The 23,900-nt window shown below is 31.6% G+C and carries 26 protein-coding genes; 6 read left to right on the top strand and 20 right to left on the bottom strand.

Features of this window, described 5'->3' with window-relative positions:
• Positions 1-22: 22 nt before the first annotated feature.
• The 5 genes from AAGD53_RS00615 to AAGD53_RS00635 all read right to left on the bottom strand — a co-directional run bounded on the left by AAGD53_RS00615 (position 23) and on the right by AAGD53_RS00635 (position 1,989).
• Complete coding sequence (locus AAGD53_RS00615) at positions 23-436, bottom strand: hypothetical protein (RefSeq protein ID WP_341762885.1); 414 nt, start codon at positions 434-436, stop codon at positions 23-25.
• 76 nt (positions 437-512) lie between these two features.
• Positions 513-653 (bottom strand): hypothetical protein, encoded by a 141-nt coding sequence (locus AAGD53_RS00620; RefSeq protein WP_341763457.1) that lies wholly within the window; start codon positions 651-653, stop codon positions 513-515.
• 295 nt (positions 654-948) lie between these two features.
• Entirely contained in the window at positions 949-1,437 is a 489-nt protein-coding gene (locus AAGD53_RS00625) for an IS630 family transposase (RefSeq protein WP_341763370.1), read from the bottom strand.
• Between the two features lie 27 nt (positions 1,438-1,464).
• The gene (locus tag AAGD53_RS00630) at positions 1,465-1,611 is read right to left on the bottom strand and encodes a hypothetical protein (RefSeq protein ID WP_341762886.1); all 147 of its coding nucleotides are present in this window, start codon (positions 1,609-1,611) and stop codon (positions 1,465-1,467) included.
• A gap of 54 nt (positions 1,612-1,665) precedes the next feature.
• Positions 1,666-1,989, bottom strand: a complete 324-nt coding sequence (locus tag AAGD53_RS00635; protein WP_341762887.1) for a hypothetical protein — start codon at positions 1,987-1,989, stop codon at positions 1,666-1,668.
• Between the two features lie 218 nt (positions 1,990-2,207).
• On the opposite strand from AAGD53_RS00635, the gene AAGD53_RS00640 reads away from it, so the two are divergent.
• Entirely contained in the window at positions 2,208-2,462 is a 255-nt protein-coding gene (locus AAGD53_RS00640; RefSeq protein WP_341762889.1) for a hypothetical protein, read from the top strand.
• A 53-nt stretch (positions 2,463-2,515) separates the two neighbouring features.
• Here AAGD53_RS00640 and AAGD53_RS00645 read toward each other — a convergent pair whose 3' ends face one another.
• From AAGD53_RS00645 to AAGD53_RS00665, 5 genes are all read right to left on the bottom strand, one after another.
• Positions 2,516-3,115 (bottom strand): phosphatidylglycerophosphatase A, encoded by a 600-nt coding sequence (locus AAGD53_RS00645; protein ID WP_341761759.1) that lies wholly within the window; start codon positions 3,113-3,115, stop codon positions 2,516-2,518.
• Between the two features lie 8 nt (positions 3,116-3,123).
• Positions 3,124-4,344: an aspartate kinase gene (locus tag AAGD53_RS00650; RefSeq protein WP_341761760.1), complete on the bottom strand. Its 1,221-nt coding sequence runs from the start codon at positions 4,342-4,344 to the stop codon at positions 3,124-3,126.
• Between the two features lie 158 nt (positions 4,345-4,502).
• Positions 4,503-4,751 carry a 50S ribosomal protein L27 gene (gene rpmA, locus AAGD53_RS00655; RefSeq protein WP_341761761.1) on the bottom strand — a complete coding sequence of 83 codons (249 nt, stop codon included), beginning with the start codon at positions 4,749-4,751 and terminating at the stop codon, positions 4,503-4,505.
• A gap of 24 nt (positions 4,752-4,775) precedes the next feature.
• Entirely contained in the window at positions 4,776-5,093 is a 318-nt protein-coding gene (gene rplU, locus AAGD53_RS00660) for a 50S ribosomal protein L21 (RefSeq protein ID WP_341748347.1), read from the bottom strand.
• Positions 5,094-5,421: 328 nt separating this feature from the next.
• Positions 5,422-5,769 (bottom strand): hypothetical protein, encoded by a 348-nt coding sequence (locus tag AAGD53_RS00665; protein ID WP_341762890.1) that lies wholly within the window; start codon positions 5,767-5,769, stop codon positions 5,422-5,424.
• Positions 5,770-6,133: 364 nt separating this feature from the next.
• Between AAGD53_RS00665 and AAGD53_RS00670 the strand changes: the two genes are divergently transcribed.
• Complete coding sequence (locus AAGD53_RS00670) at positions 6,134-6,553, top strand: helix-turn-helix domain-containing protein (protein WP_341762891.1); 420 nt, start codon at positions 6,134-6,136, stop codon at positions 6,551-6,553.
• Positions 6,554-6,612: 59 nt separating this feature from the next.
• On the opposite strand, the gene AAGD53_RS00675 is transcribed toward AAGD53_RS00670, so the two are convergent.
• From AAGD53_RS00675 to AAGD53_RS00715, 8 genes are all read right to left on the bottom strand, one after another.
• Entirely contained in the window at positions 6,613-8,922 is a 2,310-nt protein-coding gene (locus AAGD53_RS00675) for an NB-ARC domain-containing protein (protein WP_341762892.1), read from the bottom strand.
• Positions 8,919-10,307 (bottom strand): hypothetical protein, encoded by a 1,389-nt coding sequence (locus tag AAGD53_RS00680; RefSeq protein ID WP_341762893.1) that lies wholly within the window; start codon positions 10,305-10,307, stop codon positions 8,919-8,921. Before AAGD53_RS00680 ends, AAGD53_RS00675 begins: the two co-directional genes overlap by 4 nt.
• A complete protein-coding gene (locus tag AAGD53_RS00685) occupies positions 10,280-11,560 on the bottom strand; it encodes a hypothetical protein (protein WP_341762894.1) in 1,281 nt (426 codons plus the stop codon). The genes AAGD53_RS00680 and AAGD53_RS00685 overlap by 28 nt, the downstream gene beginning before the upstream one ends.
• A gap of 278 nt (positions 11,561-11,838) precedes the next feature.
• Complete coding sequence (locus tag AAGD53_RS00695) at positions 11,839-12,171, bottom strand: HesB/IscA family protein (RefSeq protein WP_341761768.1); 333 nt, start codon at positions 12,169-12,171, stop codon at positions 11,839-11,841.
• Positions 12,172-12,175: 4 nt separating this feature from the next.
• Positions 12,176-12,559, bottom strand: coding sequence for a Fe-S cluster assembly scaffold IscU (gene iscU / locus AAGD53_RS00700; protein WP_341753738.1), 384 nt, complete (start codon positions 12,557-12,559; stop codon positions 12,176-12,178).
• A gap of 102 nt (positions 12,560-12,661) precedes the next feature.
• Complete coding sequence (locus AAGD53_RS00705) at positions 12,662-13,918, bottom strand: IscS subfamily cysteine desulfurase (RefSeq protein ID WP_341762185.1); 1,257 nt, start codon at positions 13,916-13,918, stop codon at positions 12,662-12,664.
• Positions 13,919-13,940: 22 nt separating this feature from the next.
• Complete coding sequence (locus AAGD53_RS00710; RefSeq protein ID WP_341762895.1) at positions 13,941-15,074, bottom strand: cysteine desulfurase family protein; 1,134 nt, start codon at positions 15,072-15,074, stop codon at positions 13,941-13,943.
• Between the two features lie 65 nt (positions 15,075-15,139).
• Positions 15,140-15,556 (bottom strand): Rrf2 family transcriptional regulator, encoded by a 417-nt coding sequence (locus tag AAGD53_RS00715; RefSeq protein WP_341761770.1) that lies wholly within the window; start codon positions 15,554-15,556, stop codon positions 15,140-15,142.
• Between the two features lie 194 nt (positions 15,557-15,750).
• Between AAGD53_RS00715 and AAGD53_RS00720 the strand changes: the two genes are divergently transcribed.
• The 4 genes from AAGD53_RS00720 to AAGD53_RS00735 all read left to right on the top strand — a co-directional run bounded on the left by AAGD53_RS00720 (position 15,751) and on the right by AAGD53_RS00735 (position 20,558).
• Positions 15,751-17,904: an LPS-assembly protein LptD gene (locus AAGD53_RS00720; RefSeq protein WP_341762896.1), complete on the top strand. Its 2,154-nt coding sequence runs from the start codon at positions 15,751-15,753 to the stop codon at positions 17,902-17,904.
• A 10-nt stretch (positions 17,905-17,914) separates the two neighbouring features.
• On the top strand, positions 17,915-18,802 hold the full coding sequence (locus AAGD53_RS00725; protein ID WP_341762897.1) for a SurA N-terminal domain-containing protein: 888 nt from the start codon (positions 17,915-17,917) through the stop codon (positions 18,800-18,802).
• Between the two features lie 23 nt (positions 18,803-18,825).
• Complete coding sequence (gene rsmA / locus AAGD53_RS00730; RefSeq protein ID WP_341763372.1) at positions 18,826-19,665, top strand: 16S rRNA (adenine(1518)-N(6)/adenine(1519)-N(6))-dimethyltransferase RsmA; 840 nt, start codon at positions 18,826-18,828, stop codon at positions 19,663-19,665.
• Positions 19,666-19,793: 128 nt separating this feature from the next.
• Positions 19,794-20,558, top strand: coding sequence for a polysaccharide deacetylase family protein (locus AAGD53_RS00735; RefSeq protein ID WP_341762898.1), 765 nt, complete (start codon positions 19,794-19,796; stop codon positions 20,556-20,558).
• Positions 20,559-20,931: 373 nt separating this feature from the next.
• On the opposite strand, the gene AAGD53_RS00740 is transcribed toward AAGD53_RS00735, so the two are convergent.
• Both AAGD53_RS00740 and ftsH read right to left on the bottom strand, forming a co-directional pair.
• Positions 20,932-21,717, bottom strand: coding sequence for a succinate dehydrogenase iron-sulfur subunit (locus tag AAGD53_RS00740; RefSeq protein ID WP_341762899.1), 786 nt, complete (start codon positions 21,715-21,717; stop codon positions 20,932-20,934).
• A 293-nt stretch (positions 21,718-22,010) separates the two neighbouring features.
• On the bottom strand, positions 22,011-23,900 hold the full coding sequence (gene ftsH, locus AAGD53_RS00745) for an ATP-dependent zinc metalloprotease FtsH (RefSeq protein ID WP_341762900.1): 1,890 nt from the start codon (positions 23,898-23,900) through the stop codon (positions 22,011-22,013).

Below are 23,900 nucleotides of genomic sequence, written 5' to 3' on the forward strand. Positions count from 1 at the left end.
ATTTAGGCACAACATTATTTTGTTATTTTAAATATATTTCAGCATGGTCTGAACGTTTGATGTTAAAGGTTTTATAGATTTTTCTAGCTTCGTTTTTTATTGCACTTGGTAGTCTATAAAAATCACCAGTCTTTGTATGTCTTAAGATTGAAGCCTGTACTGATATTAATAATTCAACAATATTAGTTACACTAATCTTTTGGGTCAGAGCAACCTTGTATTCTATAGTCTTAAGCACTGCAAAACTCATATAACACATCGCTATGTGTGCTTCTATCCTTTGTTTAGTCCAGTGAAAAATTGGACGCATTTGTAAATTATGTTTATTGATTCTAAATTGCTCTTCAATTACCCATAATCTAGCATATTTTGCTATTGCTTCATGTGGAGTTATAGTTTGGTCATTGGTGATTACCCCATGTATGCCATCCCACAACGCATCCTGCTCTATCTTCTCTGCGTCAATATAGCTCTTGCCATTTTCACTAGAAGTATATTTTTTTACTCCACTATTAGATATAAGAACCTAGGGTTTTATTTAATACTTTCCCGTCTTCGCGATAAGAGGTACGAAGCAATATTGCAGGACGAGAATTTCTATTTGGAACAGTTGTAATATACATGAAAGAGATTATATCTCTAAATTCCAGCATTGTCAAATAAAAAATATCATTTACATGACTACAAATCTTATAGCAAAATCCTTATAAACCTCATTCTTTAGGTGTTTTAAGCACTTTTTCGTCTAGAAAATGAGAAGCCAGTTATCAGACCTCCCAACCATTCATTATCAGTTAAATTACACAAGCCTAAAACAGAGAGAGATAAAGCTGTAAAATATCAATGAAAGAGGAGATATCAAGCATGGAGAGTAAAGAATAGTTATGACCGAAGGGAGAGCGTAGAAAATACGCTTTTTCGTTTTAAAACTTCTTTTGGTATACTCAATTAACCTGAAGAGTTGCAGAAATGGTTAACGGTAATAGTTTGGAAATTATCGTTTATTAAGGTACGTAACCTATCTTTATAATCGGCGATGTTGCTGAAAAATTTGTTTATTGCTTCCGAAAATTGTTCAAAATTATGATAAAATTTATTATTAGTTGTAATACTGTGCATAAACTTCCATAATCTCTCAATTGGGTTAAGATTTGGACTATATGGTGGCAAAAATACTAGCTCTATTTTACTATTTACTAGGTATTCTTTAACTTTCTTGGATTTGTGGTAACTAGCATTGTCACAGATTAAATATATTCTTTCCTTGTCACTATTCTCCTCTTCCAATCTCTGTAGAAAATTAACTATCTGCTCCCCATTTATTTTGGGGTTCTCTGTCCTTACTAACTGTAAATCAGCTAGGTTAATAGCACCAATCATGTGCTTTCTTCTCCAGCCACTGAATGTTGGTAAGGTCTTATCTTGCTTCTTTCTTATCCAACCGCACCTTGCCCTTGCTTGATACTAAGGATGAACACCATCCATAAAATATATGGCTTCCTTATCTCTGAGATTCCCTTTTAGTAAACTGTAGTTTAACTTAAATAATTCTTGCTTGTCAAAATCCAGCTTAGCCGGTACTATTTTCGCCTTCTTGTAAACAAAACCCAATTTGTATAGTAATTTTGTTACTCCCGTTATCGTATATGTTACCCCATATTTGTTCTAAATGTGATGCATGATATCTTTAGCATAAACATAATTATTTGCTTCTAGGTGACTCGCTAATTCTTTCCTCTCACCATCACTTAATTTGCTTGTGCTACTTCCATTGTTGGTATCAAGCTTATTGGCTTTTTGATAATCAACAATATGTTTTCTTATCGATTCGTGGCTCAAGAGTAGTACCTTAGCAATCTCTACATTACTATACCCATCGTCATACATCAAAACTGCCTTAATACGATCACGTATGCGTCCGTCTCGTTCTGTCTTATGACGTTCCTTCAACTTTTCTCTTTGTTCTTCTGTCAATACATTCTTACTCATAATCTCCTAAACTCTACAATATCTCTCCTATCTTTGCAACCCTTCATTTACGAGCAGTATAGCAAGTTTTTATCAAGAGATAATCAGAATATGACAAATGAAATATCGATTAAATGCCACCTTCTAAACAAAATGTTTTAGATTGGCAAACCAATTTCTGTTGCCGTTTGCTAACCCTCTATTTTGGGGTTAGGGGTAATTTATCTCAAATCCTATTTATGCAACAAAGCCCAGAAGAATTATTAAAATTTAACAGAAGTCATTGGTCATGCGAAAATAATTTAAACTGGATAAAAGATAAGGTTTTTGAAGAAGATAAGTCAACTATTAGTACTGGAGAAGCTCCGTTAATAATGTCATTATTGAGGACAATAACTCTTGCTATAATAGCTCTATTTTCAAACAAAATTACTGAAACTAGAGAAAATTTTAACAATTATAGACATAGGTTATTTAAATTATTCTCAACTTAAAGTTAGGATTTTTAAACTGCCCTGAACCTAGAACATCCTAATTAAAATATTATTTAGCCAAACCAATTTATTAAAGTAAAAGTGATAGCATAATGCATGACTGAAGCAAAGATTGCTGCTGCAATGTCATCTACCATAATACCAACACCCCCTTTGATATTAGCATCGAGCCAATTTATTGGCCATGGTTTTATTATATCAAAAAATCTAAACAACACTAAGGGCAAAGCAAATAAAAAGATAAAATTTATTAGTTGTGAACTTAAATATTTTGTAAGTCCTGAGTAGTTTACGAAAACCACAGAAAAACAACTTAGTATTATTGTTAGCATTTGACCAACTACCTCATCAATCACCACTTCTTTTGGATCGTCCTGTGTAGCATATTGTATGTATATTGAAGAGAAGTATGTGCCTAACATAAATAACAATAGGCAAATCAAAAGAGTAATAATAAAGAGAGTAATAAGTTGTGCTTGTAAAGTTGTGAAATTAGTAAATGAAAAAATTAGTTGATTAGTTAGAGAAAGATATACGATCAAGTAGCACAAAGGGAAAGCAGCTAAAGACCCAAATGTACCAGGACAATATTTTATTCTACCTATATAGAAAAAAGTTACAAAAAGTTCTACAAATTTTTTTCTTTTAGACATAATTCTGCTTAATTTTCTGATAATTCAAATAATTGATGCAAGCAACGTATTGTTTTTTCAGTATCTAGGTCTTTTATTAGGATAGAAATTTTAATTTCTGAGATTTGTATCTTTTTCACTGGTATATTTTCTTTTTCTAGTTCATTTAATACCGTACCAAGTAGGGTTTGATCATTTTTAATACCATAACCAATAATTGACACTATAGAAATTTGACTGTCAATGATAAAATTATTTATTTGATTAGTATTTTTTAGATCATCTAGTAAATGTTGTAATTTATTTTTATCGGATAGTTGGATAATGAAACTATATTGTATATTTGTCTTAATATTTTCCATTAATTCTAGGTGAATATTATGGTCAGCGATGAGTTTGCATATCTTAGAAAAACTCAATTGGGAGGATACCACTAATTGTAATAAATTCTTGTTGGAAGTAATACCAGTAATTTGCCTATTTTCCATAATTTTATCTCTAGATGTTATTAGTGTACCATTTTTTTCGTGGTATAATGGGAGTAAAAACGACGATAAAACGCGTATGGGTACATTATATCTAATAGCAACCTCTAAGGAACGTGGATGCAGCACTTTAGCTCCACAAGATGTAAATTCCAGCATTTCTTCAAAACTAATCTGTGATAATTTTGTTGCTCCCGGGACAATGCGAGGATCAGCAGTAAACACTCCTTCCACATCAGTGTATATATCACATCTATCAGCTTTCATAGCAGCTGCAATTAAAGAGGCGGTAGTATCTGATCCTCCTCGACCAAGCGTTGTCAACCTATTATTATTGGTAACACCTTGGAATCCAGCAACTATTGGAATGATGTTTTGCTTAATACATTCTATTAACAAACTAGTAGAGAGTTGTTCAACCAAAGCTTTGCTATAATTATCATTGGTTAAGATCGGTAATTGCCATGCCAGCACAGATCTTGCACTCATGCCTTGTTCTTGTAGTTTAAGGGCTAGTAAAGATGCTGTTACCATCTCCCCGCTACAAAGAGCGGCATCATATTCTGCGAGTTCTGAATTGGTCTTAAGACTAGAAACTTCATTACATAGAGTAACTAGTTGGTTGGTAACCCCGGCCATAGCTGAAACGACAATTATTACTTGATTGCCATGCTGCTTTTCAAGCTTAATTATTGGAATAATTTCTTTTATTCTTGCAATGTTAGCAACGGAAGTTCCACCAAATTTTTGAACTATTACTGACATAAATCTGCAAGCGTAATTTTCGATGTCATTCCTACGTAGGTAGCAGAATCTAAAAAAATAGACCTAGAGGGTTTGTTAGACTTTTTTAGACCCCTGTCTACGCAGGGGTAACATTGTGTGGTTAATAGGGATGACATCTGCAGGCAGAAATAGCATCATCACTGCACAATATTGACTATTTTATAGTCTCTCTTACTAGAAAATTCTACTTTGCCTGCAATCAATGCAAATAACGTATGATCTCTACCAAGTCCAACATTCTTACCTGGGTGAAATTTAGTACCACGTTGTCTAACAATAATGTTACCTGGTATCACATATTGTCCATCATATTTTTTAACACCCAACCTACGACCGACCGAATCTCTGCCGTTTCTAGAACTACCACCAGCTTTTTTAGTTGCCATTTATATATCCTTAAATAAATCCTATTATAGTTTAGTAATGTCTAATATTTTCAATTCGGTCAATTCCTGCCTATGACCAGTCTTGCGACGATAATTCTGACGACGTTTTTTCTTAAAGACAATAACCTTATTATCTTTAAACTGGTTAGTAATTTCAGCAGTAACAAGAGCTCCTTTAACCATTGGCGTACCTATAAAAGATGGCTTTGAATCTTCACCAATCATCAATATTTGGTCAAATTGGATTTTTGCACCTCTTTCACCGTCAATTTTTTCTACTTTGATGACACTGTTTTTGCCGACTTTATACTGTTTTCCGCCTGATTTGACGATTGCGAACATGAAAAATATCCTAACTAAAATTTAAACAAATTAAGTCGGCATTATATTACCAGCAACTATTTTAGTCAATAGCAATTCGTAATTAAATAGATAATGCTATAAATAAAAGATAGCCCGTATTATTTATAATAATACAGTTTCTAATCATTATTATTGACCTTGTATTGTTGACATGATTAGTATACTCTTCTGCTCCTACAAATTGTTTTTTGAAAATATCATGGATTCGCATGCTCACCATTCATTTTCAAATCCAATTCTTCAAATCATTTGAGTATAACAGCGATAGTTGCTTGCCTTATCACAACTACACATTCTATCTTCTATGCTATAATTTTATTTTGGTTTTACTATTACTTATTTTGGATTTATTTGTTGACTCTTCAGTTGTCTTACACTTTTCTTGTTGTTCAAGTATGCTCAAAATACTTTTGATATACAGTTCGATATCCTCTAAGTGATACACTACGCTTAAAATGTTATCATCTCTTTTACTGGTTACAGCACTTAACTGTTGTAGTTCTTTAAATAAACGAGATGTATCTGTCTTAGCTTTGCCAAATATATTGGAGAAATCTTTACTAGTTATATTTATCTGATGCAAATATTTCAAAGATATTAAGATTAATAAACCTTCAATAATAATTAATATTATTGCTAAGTATTGCTGCCACATTCTAATTTCTTATTGTTTTGTTATGATATCAATGTTACTTCAACATGTTTTTTGTGAACTATCTTGAGTTGCATCTTGCTGTTCCATACATACTACCCCAATTCGTAATAAGAATTAGTTAATTCTTATCACGAATTGGCTTTAATATAAGGAAAAATGCATCCTTAAATCCATTTACATGAATATTAATCATTCTTATTTAAATAAATACTTTGATAAACTACTTTACCTTGTACAAATTTTAGTATATCAATACAGTTAATACTTATAATATTATGCATAATAATATACATTTATTTTTAGTGTATATAAATACATAATATTGTCAACTAAAATGTCTAACTAAATTCATTTATTTATAAGAATGTCACACTTAATTATTAAGAAAAATATTGAAAGGCTATTAAAAGAAAAAAATTGGCGTGTTGCTGATCTTGAAAATAAGATTGGACAAGGTAGAAGCGTTACAAATATATTCAGAGGTACTTCCAAAAATCCTACTATAGAAGTATTGCAATCTATAGCAGGTGCTTTTAATATTGAAATTCAAGAATTATTATTAGATCACGATAACCAAGATTCTATACTTAATATTTCTTTGCTTCGTGATACTTGTGATAAAATCATTAATGAACTTGAGCTAATTCACTATCCTATTGCTGTAAGGTATAGTAACGTGTTTACTCTTATTAAAGAAGTATACGAATACTCTTCACAGTTGAGTTTAGATAAAGCTGATGAAAATTTTACTAAATGGCTTATTCAAAAACATTATAAAAAATAACTCTAATATTTAGATTAACACTAGGTTCTAGAGCATTATTCACTTCAGACAATATGCTTTTATGGGCATACTCCATATAATTCTTTACTCCTAGGATGATCAGAACCAAAATATGTCAAAAGAAGTGAGTAAAAATAAGTGCATTGTATATGTCTATCACTTTTATTAGCTAATTTCGTAGCAGTTTTTGCTGCCTGAAAGAAGGCATAACTTACATTATCCATATTGCCGATGTTTTTGATATTGTATATGTTCCAATAAATATTTTTAGCTAATCTATAATTAATCATAGCCTCTTCTGCTTTCCCTAAAGTACTTAATATATTTGCTTTTACTACTAAAGCATTAGCTAAAAATATATCTATGGAATTCTCTAACTCATTTTCCCTATTGCTTCTATCTTGGTCTTGTATCAGTATATCAACTACTTTTACTATATGTTTCCAAGCATCATTCTGCCTCTTTAGTCCTAATTCAGATTTTGACAACTCTGTTAAACAATATGCTATTGTTGTAGATGTGATATCTTTAATTTCATTTAGATCACTACTCATTATCTTAGTATATACATCGTTAGTTATAGCGTAAGCCTCTTCAAATTTTTGCATATTATTTAGTATTTCTGCTTGTAAAGTATAAATGGGTGCAAGCCATGCATTTTCTTGTCTTAATTCTACATCACTTATTTGTGTCAATATCCTAGATTTATTTAGCTGAGCTTTTTCTTTACTTATCGTATCTATAATTGCTAATAAAGCCTGCTGATACTTTCCTTGAGTTAATAATATTCTAGCCATACCATAATCTATCATGCTTGCTTTATGTATAAAGTTTTTATTATTAAGCATTATATTTTGTATAATATGTAAGTTATCTTCTGCCTCTTTTATTTGCCCTGTGAATACCTGAACTTGAAACATTTCATAATAAATTGATGATTTTGCTACCTCATTGTTTGGTAAACTATTTATGGCGTTTTTAGCCTTCACTAAATATTGCATGGCTATATCTGAATGGTGATTAACAACAAAGTATTCATATCGTCCTATACGTCCTAAATACCTACTATACGCTACTTGCTCTAATTCTGTCATATTTTGCCAAATCAACTTATGTTCGTGTTCTTTAAACCAACTTACCATTTTTTTGGCATTATATGGTTCTCTAGAACGTAAGTAGTAGCCAAGTAGGATATTATGCAAGACCATGCTTGCATAAATATTACTATTATACTTATCCGCATTAGCTAGCAGTACTTCTACATTACTTTCAAAGGTATTATCCTGCATAATTAAATAAAATTGATTTACCATCTCCCCTGACATTAAATGTTGTATTTTAATAAGTAGTTTATCAATAGTTTTCTTATTAGTAGCTAAATCGTATATATTTAATATCTCATATTTTACTGCATCATGCATTCGAAATACTTTTTTATTTCTATTGTTACTAATTTGTTCAATTAAACCAAATCTTACTATCTCATCAATTAAATCGGATAATTTCTCCTTATCATCTACTAGATGTTCTAGTAAATTATTACCTATTTTTTGATTATTTAATAACGCCATATAGTATAATAGTGTTTTGGCTTCTGATGTAATTTCATTTAATACTATTGATAAATGTGCATTTAATTTGTTATCATGTTTTCGTATATAATTTATATACTCTTTGATTGTCATGTGGTTGTTGCTTTGTAAAAAAATAGCACTATGTCCAATTATATTAGTTGGATAACCTTTTAAATTACATGCCAAATCTTTTTTAAATTCCTCTGATCGCTCGTCTATAAGCTTATTAATTGCCATAAAAATGTCTTTTTCTTGTAAATAAGGAACTGAGATTCTTGGTAGCAAATATTGACTATCTTGCGAACAAATTATAATATGTCCATTATGATGCCAATCAATAATATCCTTAATTTTGTTATTTTCATTAATATGTAAATTATCGAATATTAATAACCACCTCCCCTGAGGTTTAAGATATGTCATAAGGTTTTGTTTAACGCTTCCGGTACTTTCTGAAATGAAACACCCCGTTTTTGAACATATTTTTTGATTTATTTCTTTGGCCAATAAAACAAATTGTGGGATTAAATCTATACTTGCATCTAAAAACGCAATAATATCGTAATCTTGTTGATATTTTTGTGCATATTTTCTAGCTATTTCACTTTTTCCTATACCACTGATACCTGTAATACCTACTATTCTGTCTCTTATTAATAACTTCCTTATGTTGTTAATTTGTTCCTCATGATTAACGAAATAGTATACTGGCTCTTCTTTATTAAAAAGAAGTACTGCATATGCTTCACAAGTAGAAATTACTACTATAAAGAGTAATAGTATAAAATTTCTCATTTTAAGTCGTTAAGTTTTCTATACTTATTCATTTTAATTATCTGTGCCTTTTGGGTAGTGTCGGTATTTAACTCTGTTGGTACATTATCTAATTTTATTTCTATTGTTGTAGAGTACTTATTTTTAGTTACTTGACAATTTATTTTAAAACTTTTTAACAAAATAAATATTTGTCCCAAATTTAATATGTATAAATTAGCTGTATCATTAAATATTTTTTCAGAATATCTTACTGCTAAATTTTGGTCTAAACTAAACCCTTCACCGATAAAGGTAATCAAGTTGTTTTGAAATATTAACTTTACACATCTCGATCTTTCTGTATTTTTATTAAAGTACAAGATATTAGATAATACACTAACCATAATTTGGTTAAATATTTCCGATTCAAAAGGCACTTCAAGTGTCTCTATATTACTGACTATATCTAGTTTAATATTAGAATTATAGCAAGCTGTGTATCCTGTATAATAACTTTGTAGATATAAAATTATCGGAGTTAGTTTTATTGTATGGTAATTAATTTCATTGTGGGACTCTAATGTTGTTATTGGTAATGGAAAATATTCACTATTATATCCTAGTTCGTCTTCTATATTAACAGTATTAGAGATATTAAATGATTTTTTATTATCACTACTTTTAGAATAGTGATAACATTTTAGAGTAAACTCTTCGTTTATTTTTTGAAATAATAGAATATTTTTACTATGTTCCATACTGTTAGTTAAATCTGCCTCTAACTTGTTAAGTTTAATTTTAATTTTTTTATCTCTATAAGATAGATACAATATTATTGTAAATAGTACTAAAATTGTAAATATAGAACCTATATTTAATAATAAAATTTGCTGCTTAACCCTAGAGATAGCTTGTTGTGTATAATAAGAATTAGGAGAAATTTGTATTGAGATATTATAAGTGAGGTCTTTATTAATGTGATACTGCTTGTTCAAACTCTCCTGAAATTCTACCACACCATTAGATATAATGGAATGATTATTAATAGTAATATTGTATTTAAATACTTGGTTTGATAGTATATCTAGTAGTTCTTGTAGAGTGATATAAGGTAGATCGTTTTTGCCATACACGCTATTTGGTATATGATACTTCGAAATGAAAACATGATTCCTAATATGTTCTTTTAAAATAGAGATTTGATCAGATACATCATTACTACTTAATATATAATTAATATTAAATTTATCAACTAAAAGCGATCTAATTATATTATGATATTCTTCTAATTTTATTAGGTTTTGCTGATGACATTCATGATTGATACAACGACGTACCAATATATTTGTTAATACAACAAAGCTAATCACAAATATCATAGATATTGCACTTGCTTTTAAAATGTTCTCCCTTTTAATAAACATTTTTGTTTTTTTTGTTCATGATGTAAAGCTATTAATAAACGATATAAATCTTCTTGTTTTTGGGTGCTATCAGCATATTTTATTAATTCTAATAATACTTCAATTGTTTCTTGCAAAATTGTTTTTTCTGAATTTTCTTTATACTTATAGTAATTGAAACGCTTCCTATAAGCATAATGTTTTGCACTGTTATCTGCATTACTATTAATGATTAATGTAACCAGTTGATTAGTATACTCATCTAATAACCCTTCCTCTTCCTTTGTTAAGAATGACTTTAGCTTTATTTTATCAAAATATACTCCTATTAACTCTTCATAGTGAATCACCCTTAATGAATCGGATGGTATCTTTGCTACAATAGAGTGTATTATTTTTATATATTTATCATGATCTATATATTGATAATATTCAGATAGAAGCTTATCCAACACATGTACATAAACCTTATAATGATCTGTGTCTTGTTGTTTGTTAAGAAGTAATTTTATATGTTGAGAAATCTCACCTCTTTTGTTATTTAAGATAACATCAAGACATTCTAAAAACTCTTTTGACCTATTGTTCTCGAATTTACGTACCGCTTTAAACCCTCCCTCAGATGTTACCTCCTTTGGTAAACATTCTTGTAATTCTTTTTTGAATTTTTCTATATTTTTATCGTAATCCTCTTGATTAAATTTGCCTTGTAGTATTTCTGAAGATTTCTTAGCTCCTTTTTTCTCTTTTAACCATTGAATTAATTCGCTGTTTTTCTTGATTTCTGATCTATCTATTAATACATCGTTTAAAGATTTGAGCAAATCTAATAATGTTAAGTTATTATCATCATTTAATCTATTAGGGTTAAATAAATTCTCATCAAAAACTTTACTATTCAATAAATATTTGATAACACTTTCCTCACCCTTCTTTAAATGCTCACGAATTAATACAAGATTATATAATTGTCTCCAAGGTTGTAATTGTTCCATTGAATTCTTATCCATTTCTTGAACAAACTTTGACACAAATTGCTCTATAATCTTTATATATTTTATTTTTTCTCCATTAGTTATATTAGTTGCATCAAGGGAACATAAAATACGATTGATTATAAAATTTCCTATTTTACTACCACCTCCTAAAGAATTATTTAAAACTGCTTGTAATTTGTCATCAAATTGTCGTAGTTTAACACTAGGGTCACTTACTGAGCTAGCTGATAAGCTACTGCTTGTAGATGATGCTTTTGTAGAGTGTTTATGTTTCATATAAGAACCAATGTTAAGAATGAGCGGTTTTGTTGCCACTTAGATTAGACTTCTTTCGAAACTCGCTTATGCTGAGGGATTTGAAGGAGACGAGGAACCTCGACCCGCAGCGTACTCTAATGTACGTGAGGATTCGAGTACCGCATCGACGTACAAATCACCAGCAGAAGTAGAGTTTCGAAAGAAGTCTATTGAAACTCAAGGTGAGTAACGCCTTACATTCTACACGCTAAAGACATGGGTTTTACGACATTTTTTATAAAAACAGAAATATTTTCTTATATATTAAACGACTTCCCACATCCACAACTACCTTTTTCGTTTGGGTTATTAAAAGTAAAGCCGGATTTAAACTTGTCTTCTACATAATCCATTTCACTTGCTAGGATATACATCAAAGCTTTTGGATCGATTAATATTCGTACACCTTTATCTTCTATCACCTCATCAAACTTATTTTTGTCATCCGCATATTCTACGTAATAAGATAGACCAGAACAGCCACCAGATTTTACCCCAACCCTAATACCAAAAGATGGTTTATTACGTTTGTCTATCAATAGCTTTATTTGCCTAGCTGCTGCATCAGTCAATGACATAATATTTTTCATAAATTTACTGCAATTTTTTAGTTTTATAATCAGCTATTGCAGCTTTTATTGCATCTTCTGCCAATAAAGAGCAATGGAGTTTTACTGGCGGTAAAGATAGTTCTTTGGCTATTTCAGTATTTTTTATACTACCAGCCTCATCAATAGATTTACCCTTAACCCATTCTGTTACTAAAGAACTTGAAGCAATAGCAGAACCACAACCAAAGGTTTTAAATTTGGCATCTGTAATAATTCCATCTTCACTAACTTTAATTTGTAACTTCATTACATCACCGCATGCAGGAGCTCCGACAAGACCTGTTCCAACATATGCATCATTTTTATCTAATGACCCTACATTACGAGGATTTTCATAGTGATCCAGCACTTTTAGACTATATGCCATTTTATTTCCTATCTATATTATAATAATTAAGTGATAAGCATCTAAGCAACCTAAGCGAATTTAGGATCAGAATTGACAAATTCTTATCCCGATGCTGGGGTATCAATGCATTGCCCATTTGATCTGCTTTAAATCAACTCCCTCTTGCACCATCTCCCAAAGAGGGCTTAGCTCTCTTAATTTATTAATTTTGGACGCTATTAACGCTGCAGCATAATCGATTTCTTCTCTAGTAGTAAATCTACCAATACCAAACCTAATAGAGGTATGTGCCATTTCTTCATCAACACCCATAGCTTTTAGCACATATGATGGTTCAAGTGAAGATGACGTACAAGCAGAGCCGGATGAAACGGCTAAATCTTTAATAGCTAGTATCATAGACTCACCTTCCACATAAGCAAAACTTAGATTTAAATTCCCCTTATATCTATTATGTCTAGCACCGTTTAGATAAACGTCGGCAATTTCTTTAGTAATATTATCATAAAACCTATCAAAAAGCTCTTCTACATGCTTAGCATCTTTTTGCATCTCAAGCAGAGCTATTTCAGCAGCCTTACCAAGCCCAACAATTAAAGGAGCTGGTAGAGTTCCAGAACGCATACCTCTTTCCTGTCCTCCACCATTTAAAATCGGCACTAGTCGTACTCTAGGTTTTTTCCTTACATATAAAGCACCAATACCTTTAGGAGCATAAATTTTATGCCCAGAAATACTTGCAAGATCAATATTACAATCATTAACATCTATTGGAATTTTGCCGTATCCTTGGGCAATATCTGAGTGAAAGAATACTCCTCGTTCACGACAAATTTTGCCAATTTCTTTAATTGGTTGGATAACACCAATTTCATTATTTACAGCCATCACCGATACCAGTATAGTTTGATCTGTTATGGCATTTTTCAATATTTCTAAATCAATCAAACCACTCAGCTGAATTGGCAAATATGTTACCTTAAATCCCTCATCTTCTAAATGTCTACAAGCATCTAAAACGCATTTATGTTCACTTACCACCGTCACTATGTGATTTTTTTTATTACCATAGAATTTGGCAATTCCTTTAATAGCTAAATTATTAGATTCAGTAGCACCAGAAGTAAAAATAATCTCTTTAGGATCTGCTCCAATAAGCCTAGCTACTTTTTTCCTCGACAACTCCACAGCTTCTTCAGCTTCCCAACCAAAGGAATGACTCCTAGAATGCGGATTACCAAATTTAGTGGTAAAATATGGCAGCATACATTCCAAGACCCTTGGATCTATAGGAGTTGTAGACTGGTAATCCATATAAATTGGCAGCGATTTACCACTTAATTTTACTTTTTGTTTTAATTTCTCTAATTCATCCATACTAGTTACTCTTTTAGCTTTGCTACTTCCTCGCAATGACGTTTAAGTTAGAAGTGTATATTTCTTCAAATGCTTTAATAAACGTCACAACATCTTGGGTAGTTTGTTGATAATCAAAGCTGACTCTAATCGAAGACCTAGTGTCATCCTCACTAAACCCCATATTCGATAAAACATGTGATTTACCAACTCTCCCTGATGAACAAGCAGAACCGGAACTAACTGCTATACCCCGTAAATCGAAAGCTATCAATTTGGTTTGTGCATCAGTGTTAGGTACGATTATCAACGTGGTATTTGGTAATCTTTCAACATCTTTCGACACTATTTTAACATTTTTATAGTTGCACAAATTTTGTTCCAAATATGTCTGTAATTTCTTCATTTTTTTGTATCTATCTTCTATCTCTGTAGTCGCTATTGATGATACAAGCCCGAACGAAGCAATCGCTAGTACATTTTCTGTACCTGAGCGAATGTTTCTCTCTTGCCCTCCACCAATCATCATTGCTTTAAGCGTATGCTCTGCTTTAGCAATCAACGCACTACTTCCCTGTACTCCTCCTAATTTATGACTTGATATAGTAGCAAAATCAACTCCTAATTCTTTAATATTGACCGATATTTTGCCAACTGCTTGAACACAATCACTATGAAATACTGCCCCATATTTTTGGGCAATTTTAACCAGCTCTTGTACATTTTGCACAACACCACTTTCATTATTAGCTAGCATTATAGACACGAGCTTTTTATTGCTATGACTAACCGATAGTAGTTCTCCTAAATGCTGAGCATCAACAATGCCATCGCTATCTACCCTAATAATTTTAATATTATTGCTATATTTAGCATGATCAAAGATCGATAAATGTTCTATGCTAGAAACAAAAATTTCTCCGTCATAATAATTATTCATCAGCAAATTATTACTTTCTGTGCCAGAGGAAGTAAAAATAACCTGATATTCTCTAGAATTTATGTCAACGCCCACAGATCTTGCAACTTGCTCCCTAGCTGTTTCTACTAAACTCCTAGCATAACGCCCTTTGGTATGAATAGAAGACGGATTATATGCTTCTTCGAGCAAATTCTTCATAAGTTCCTTAACCTTAGGATGAACGTTAGTAGTAGAATTATGGTCTAAATATAACATATATATAACATAATTTATTCGTCCACTAATACATAAGTTAAAATAATTTTCAAAAACTTTTAGAGCTAATCTAGTGTATCAGCTAGCATGTCAGCTACAGAGATGGTGTCAAAATAGTTCCTTATATGCTTACTTAAACCTAACCATAAATGATGAGCGTTACATTTTACTTTATTAGGTACGCAACTATTCTGAGATTTTCTTAAACATCTTGTCATTTCAATATTCTCATCTACCGCATCAATAATATTAGTAATCTTGATATTATTTAATTTTTCATTAATGATGTAACCACCTTTTGGACCTTTCGCTGATCTAACTATATTAGCTTTCTTAAGTTTTGCAAAAATTTGCTCCAAATAGTTAACCGGTATATTTTGTTTTGCTGAAATTTCAGCCAAGGTAACAGGCATATCCGACATTTGCGATGCGATTTCTAAGATAGCCATTACAGCATACCGCCCCTTTGTAGTTAATTGCATACAAACAACTCCCCTATAATAACATGATTATATAATACCATACTAATTTAGTCAAGTATAGATTGACAGTATAACTATTATTTCAAGGACAACCTAATTTTAAAAATTACTACTATTTAACCTCGGATTATCGTATAAATATATCAAATTTGATGTATACATGATATATCATCTTACTTCAAAAGTTATCTTTAATGCGAATTTTCTGCAATATATTAATTATTATTACTTTGTTATCGGTTTTTGGCTTTGCAATAGCTGATAAGCAAGGGACTGATAAACAAAAGATAGGCAAACAATTTAGCTTTATGTCAGCGGATTATATTGAATATAACCAAAAAGAACAGTTTATTTATGCTAAAGGTGATGTTCAAGTTATATTGGATAATTACTTCCTAACAGCTAATTCTTTGATTTATGATATAGGGCAAGATAAACTTTGGGCTGAAGGTGATATTAGAATTAAAGATCAGCAAAATAGAATTATTCTAGGAGATCTTGTTATATTAAAAAACAAACTAAAGGCAGGGATAATCTCAGATTTTATTTTATATTTTGGTGATAATACACTACTAGTATCAAAATTAGCAGAAAGAGTAAATGAAGATATTTTTCGTCTGCATAATAGTACCTTTACTCCATGCAAAATACTATGTAACCAAAAACCTATTTGGCAAGTTTCTGCAAAAAATACTGAGATAGATCTTAATAAGAATAAAATGATTTATAATCACCTATTTTTTGAGGTATATGGTGTACCAATCTTGTATATACCATATTTTTCTCATCCAACACCTAAGGCGTCCGCAGAATCGGGAATATTGATACCTAGAGTGCGGGATAATGCTTTGGGAATACCGCTATATTATAGAGCTAAACCTAATCTAGACTTTACTCTAACCCCTAGGGTCTTTTGGCAAAAGCATAATATTATATATAAAATTTTTGAACTAGAAGCTCGTTACAAACCAAATAAAACTGATTATATATCTTTAGACGCTAATTATGGTAAAGTACCATACTCTATAAAAGATGGTGATGTAACGATAAAAAATCGTAAGGTGAACTCATATTATCTATTAAGCAATGGTAATTTTACCAAAAACGATTATAGATACGGATTTAGGTTACAACGTACTTCTGATAAAGCTTATTTAAAAAATTACTATAACAATTATACTCCGTATTTAATGTCTAAGTTATATTTAGAACATGTCAATAATTATAATTATTTATTAACGGAAGGAATATATTTTGAGGGATTGGGAACAAATGATTCTAGTAGTACGAATCCATTAATTTTCCCCAAGGTCAGAACCAAGAATGTTATACCTCTAAATGACGAAGAAACTAGTAATTTAGTTGTAGAGAATGATGCATTAATCTATAAGGAAAGAAGTGGAAAAGAACTAGGTCGAGTTGCATTGCAACTAGCAGTGGACAATAATTTTTTAACTGAGACAGGTCATTTGTTTAATGTTACCTTACGTAATAGATCAGATGTATATTTTATTAATCACCTATATCTAAATGATTCTAGGACTAATCATGTTCTAACTAGAAATATACCTGACATCCAAAATATTTGGCGTTATCCATTAGCTGGATCAATTTTTGATAAAACTAGCTTGTTTGTAGAACCAATTATATCCGTGACTATTGGACGTAGACATAATTATAATAAGAAATTTTCCTTTATTGATCCATCAAAATATGAACTATCAGAAAATAATATATTCAATTCGAATCGTTATAGTGGTATAGATTATCATGAATTTAGCAATAGGTTAAGTTATGGGGTTAATTCTTCTATACTATCGGAGGAGAATTATACAAGTTTATTTCTAGGACAAACCTATAACACTGCTATTAATACTAACTCTATTAATAATATCGAAAATGTTGGTAGAATTGCTAGTAGTTTTTCTGATAAGATAGAGCTATTCTATAGATTTAGAAAAAGTAGAAATTTTGATCCAATTAGAGATGAATTAGGTGGAAGCCTTAACTCTAAGAAAATTCAGTTAACTGCTGGATTGGTTCAGATTTCAAATTTACAGAAATATTATTTTACAGATAAATTAACTGATAACAAAATAAGGCAATTTTACTATAATTTCACTTATCAATTAACCGAAAATTGGTCAGTTGCCTATGATATGAGAGTAGATTGGCCAAAAAGCAAACTAAATGTTCTTTCTAAGAGTATCCAGGTGACATACTTGAATGATTGTGTTAGAATAGCCGGAAAACTTTCAGACAATTACATGGAAGATGGTAGTAGGGGAATAAAAAAGAATTCTGCTGTACCTACTATTTCTATAGGTTTAAAAATATTAAATATGTGAGTCTAAAATTATGAAGAAGTTATTTTGTTTAGTTGCTATCGTTTTTAACCTAGCCATAGCGAAAGCAGAATTATCCAATATAGTTGCATTAGTTAATAATGAGCCAATTACATTACATGAATTTCTAGCTAGAAAACACATGATCATGGCACTTAACAATATTAACAATCCTGATTCTCAAACAGATAAGCAACTTGACAAGATGGCAATTAACAGCGTGATTGATGATTTATTGCTTTATCAGTCTGTAAACGGTAAAAAAAGTTCTGATAGTGAGTTAAATGAGTCTATAGAGACTATTGAGCAACGTAATAAAATGGCAAAAGGACAATTAATGCAACTTTTGAAGAGTAAATCTGTAGATATTAATAGTTTTAAATCTCAGATTGGTGCTGAAATTATCAAAATGAATATTTTATCTAGTATTTCTAGATCAGTTGCTATTAGTGCAAAAGAAGTTGATGCTATAATATTAGCGACTAATTCAAAAGACGCAGAAATATCGGCCCAAATCTTTACTTCAAAAGATAAACAGGATAAAATTTTGCAAAAGATGTATGGGTTACAAAAACGCCTTACAAATTGTCACGATATCAAAGAATCTTTATATAAAGATTTTTCTACGTTAGAAATAGTCAATCAAAATTTAAGCACTCTAGATTCTACGTTACAAACAATTCTCAAGGATTTAAATACAGGAGAGAAAAGTAGTGTTTTCGAGATGCAAGATGGGTTTAAGTTAATCTTAATGTGTAATAAAAAGATAGTTAATGTTACTCTAGATGAAAATGATTATGTAGTAAATCTTCTGACTAATAAAAAAATGTCACAAAAAGCCCAAAAATACTTTGAGGATATGCGTAAGAAAGCATATATCAAAATAATGCTACCTTTGTGATATACTCGAATGATCCGAGTACAATACCTTCAATCGCCAAGCATGCCAGCCAACATGGTATTGTTCCTATTAAGAGATATGGTCAGAATTTCATTTTTGATAGTAGTCTATGTGATAAAATAGTTCGCGTAAGCGGTCTCCGAGAAAATGACTCTGTATTAGAAGTTGGTCCTGGTACAGCTGGACTCACTAGAGCTATCCTTTCCTACAACCCTAAATCTTTAACTGTGGTTGAAACTGACGCTAGATGCATACCGTTACTGACGGAAATAAGAGAGTTATACCCTAATCTGCATATTATTCATTCAGATGCTTCTAAATTTGATCTATCAACCTTAAGTCATGACAAAACACATGATAAAATAACTATTATTTCAAATTTACCTTACCAAATAGGTACAGAGTTAGTTATAAAATGGTTAAAAAAATCATACTTAATAAGTAGTATGACTTTAATGCTGCAAAGAGAGGTTGTAGAGCGAATATGTGGTAAAGTTGGAACAAAATCTTATGGCAGATTATCAATAATATGTCAGTTACTTTGTTCAGTCGAAAAATGTTTTGATGTTAATCCGCAAGCTTTTTACCCTGCACCAAAAGTCCACTCTGCAATAGTTAGACTCGTGCCTTTTGATAATCCATTAACACTTGAACTAATTGGGAAAGTTGAACTAATTACCAAACTAGCCTTTAGTGAACGTCGTAAAATGATTAAATCATCTTTGAAGAAACTAACCCCGTATATAGAAGATTTGTTATCTCGATTAAAGATTGATAATTCTTCTCGATCTGAAAATTTATCACCACAAGATTATTTGTCTTTAGCAAAATTATACTCAAATGAACCACTACATCGCTATTAATATCACTACCAGTAAATATTTATTGTTAATTGTCAATTTTTTACTTTGGTATACTTGGTAATGTAATGATACAATTCTATTTACGGTAAAAGCAACCTACTTAACCATATAATCTCAGGTATATTTTTATGAGAATAACCAAAATCTTCCTAATCTATTGTTTCGTAGCTATAGTAAATCTACCTTATGCATTATGTGCAGATACAAATAAAACAATTTATATAACATCAGATGATGGGTCTCTTGGAGGAACCGAAAATGTTATTAATGTCATGACCCAAAAAAAGACTCCTATTACCATGTTCATGGTAGGATTACATTATGATAATTCGAGTCCTAGCCTAAAGAAAGCTGTTGATCTAGCTAAAAAAAGCCCTTTTATTGAAATAGGAAATCACAGCTATACTCACGCTAATAACCACTATAGGAATTTTTATCATCAGCTTCCGGATATAATTAAGGATCTTAAAAAAAATAATACTGTTTTTGGTTTCACTGGTTCACATATCAATACTAGACTACCAGGTAGAGATGTATTCCGTCTCCCTAACCTAAGTAAAGATGATCCATATATTTCAAAAGAAGAAGATAAAGTAGAAAGAATAGATGATGATGGAATATATAAAAACGGCTTCTATCTATATGGCTGGGATTTAGAATGGGCACATAATCAGCATGGCAAGCCAATTCAATCTTTAGATGAATTAGTGCAAGAGATAGAAGATAAATTTAACAGAAATGATACTGCCTTACCTAATAAATTAATTTTACTTATGCATGATGAAATGTTTCAAGACCAATTTAATGGCAAAGAAAATTTAAGTCAGTTAGTTGATCTTTTGCATAAAAAAAATTATAAGTTTGATTTTATTAAAAATTATCATGTAGAGTGATTTTTATCTATAAATGCTTTAAAGAATTGGATTTGAAAATAAATGGTAAGCATGCTAGGCGTACATATAGTATAGTTACGCATGCGAATCCATGATATTTTCAAAAAACAATTCTTCAAAGTAGAAGAGTATACACTAATGCTATATCGAATTTAGGTTAAGTAACTCACCTTACGTATAACCCCCATGGTAATTTAAAAGTCATAGGAAAAACAGCCTAGCGTCTATTAGCGAGAAGCCACTTTGTGGCGACGAAGCAATCTAATGAATGTGGATTGCTACTACACTCACGTGGTCTCGCTAATAGACGTCTTGTACTTTTCTGCAATTTTTAAATGCTATACGTAAGGTGAATTAAGTAAGTCTATTCGCTTTACACTCCGTGACGTTCTATTATTTGGCTTTTTATCTCTGCAATAGCTTTAGCTGGATTTAAACCTTTCGGACAAGTTTTTGTACAGTTCATAATCGTATGACAACGATATAATTTAAATGGATCTTCTAAAGCATCTAAACGTTCTCCTGTATACTCATCCCTAGAATCAGCAATCCACCGATAGGCTTGTAGTAAAATCGCAGGTCCTAAATATTTATCACCATTCCACCAATAACTTGGGCAAGAGGTGGAACAACACGCACATAATATGCATTCATATAAACCATCCAGTTTTTCTCTATCCTTAAGAGACTGCAATCTTTCAGTATTGGAAGGTGGCGGACTGTCAGTTTTTAGCCAAGGTTCTATCGATTCATATTGAGCATAGAAATGCGACATATCAGGTACTAAATCTTTTACTACCTTCATGTGCGGTAGAGGATATATCTTGACATCACCACGAATTTCTTCAATAGACTTAATGCAGGCAAGTGTGTTAGTTCCATCTATATTCATCGCACAGCTACCACAAATTCCTTCACGACAAGAACGCCTAAAAGTCAAGGTAGAATCTATTTCATTTTTTATTTTAATTAAGGCATCTAGAACCATTGGACCTGTTTTGCATAGATCTAACTCATAAATATCAATTCTAGGGTTTTCTTCAGAATTTGGGTCATATCTATAAATTCTGATATTACGTAACTTAACCGCTTCTCCAGAATGTTTATATGTAGTACCTTTACGGACTTTAGAATTAGGTGGTAATCTAAGTTCTGCCATGTTTATTCCTTATCTAAAATTCTAACTATACCAAGTGTGCAAGTTTTATTAACTTAAGTAGCCTCGGTATCATTCACAACTGTTGAAAGTTAAAAAATCGTCTATTAGCGAAGTGCTGTTGTAAGGCTTAAACCGTCATTGCGAGCGAACGGACGTGAGTGTGGCAATCTATGAATCTTGTCATATAGATTGCTTCGTCGACCTACGGTCTCCTCGCTAATAGACGATTTTTAACTTTCAATAGTTGTGGGGTGACATTAAGCATATTGCCTACCGTAGCCACGACTTTTCAATTATCCTGCTGTCCTTTTCTGATTTAGTTTCTTAACTTTTACAGTACCACCATAATCATTTTTTATTGGAAATAAATTTTCCTCTTCTGAATTCATTGATCTATCACTCAGCAAGTTTTTAATCTGCTGACCAGACAATGTCTCATGTTCAATTAATAATTTAGCTAACAAATGAAGTTGATCAATATGTGTAGTTAATATATTTTTGGCAAAATCATAACCTTTTTCAATAATTTTTCTTACTTCTGTATCAATTAATTCTGCTGTATGTACAGAAGTATGACCTGCTCCCCTACCACTAGTATATAGATCTTCATTACTCGAACCATGATATACTGGTCCTATTGCATCACTTAATCCCCAGTCCGTTACCATAGCTCTAGCCATTTGGGTTGCCATTTTAATATCTGAAGAAGCCCCAGAAGTAACTTTATCTCTGCCAAAAATAAGCTCCTCAGCTACCCTGCCAGCCATTGCTACCGCTATATCAGCTTCCATTTTATCACGTGGCATAGAAAAACGATCATTTTCAGGAAGCCGCATAACCATTCCAAGTGACCTACCCCTTGGAATAATAGTTGCTTTGTGAATTGGATCAGAAGCAGGACAATACAACCCAACCAATGCATGCCCTCCCTCATGATAAGCAGTTAGTTTTTTCTGCTCATCTGACATAACCATAGAACGTCTTTCTACGCCCATTAACACTTTATCTTTTGCCTCTTCTAAATCTGCCATACTTACTTCTTTTTTGCCCTTGCGAGCAGCAATTAATGCAGATTCATTGACAAGATTAGCAAGATCTGCTCCTGAAGATCCAGGAGTTCCTCTAGCTATGATTCTAGCGACTATATTTGAGGCATATTTTATTTTCTTCAAATGTACTTGTAAAATTTGTTCTCTACCATCAATATCTGGATTAGGAACAGTAATTTGGCGATCAAATCTCCCAGGTCTTAGCAATGCTGGATCCAATACATCCGGTCTGTTAGTTGCAGCAATAATAACTACCCCTTCATTATCCTCAAACCCATCCATTTCTACCAGCATTTGATTTAGTGTTTGTTCACGTTCATCGTTGCCACCACCCATACCAATACCTCTGTGGCGACCTACTGCATCTATTTCGTCAATAAAAATTATGCAAGGAGCATTACGTTTACCTTGTTCGAACATATCACGGACACGGCTAGCACCAACGCCAACGAACATTTCAACAAAATCAGAGCCAGAGATACTAAAGAATGGAACATTTGCCTCGCCGGCTATAGCTTTTGCTAGGAGAGTTTTACCTGTTCCAGGTGATCCTATAAGTAAACATCCCTTTGGAATTTTACCACCAAGTTTTTGGAATTTGCTTGGGTCTCTAAGGAAATCAACAATTTCAGTTAACTCTTCTTTAGCTTCGTTAATTCCAGCAACATCTTTAAAAGTAATTTTCGGACCTTTATCTGAAACTAGTTTAGCTTTAGATTTACCAAAACCCATGGCTTTTCCTCCACCTTGCATTTGACGCATGAAAAATACCCACCCACCTATCAAAAGAATCATTGGAAACCACGAAACAAATATGTTAAACAACAAGTTCATTTTTGTATCAGGTGGTATTATTTCAATATGAACCGAATTGCTGTTTAGGCGATTTATTAGATCTGGATAGTCAGCAGCATAAGTTGAAAAAGAAGATCCATCGCTGAGAGTCCCCTCAATCATTCTACCCTGAATTTTAACAGCACTAATTGCTTTCTCATCAATTTTGCTTAAAAAATCTGAAAAAGCGATATTACTTTTTCCTCCAATAAAACCATCATTTTGAAATGCATGAAAAACAAGTATCATTAAAACAAAAACCGACACCCAAATTAGAACATTCTTACCTTGATTATTCAT

Origin of the sequence: Candidatus Tisiphia endosymbiont of Melanophora roralis (assembly GCF_964026575.1) — a bacterium.
Lineage (GTDB): Bacteria > Pseudomonadota > Alphaproteobacteria > Rickettsiales > Rickettsiaceae > Tisiphia.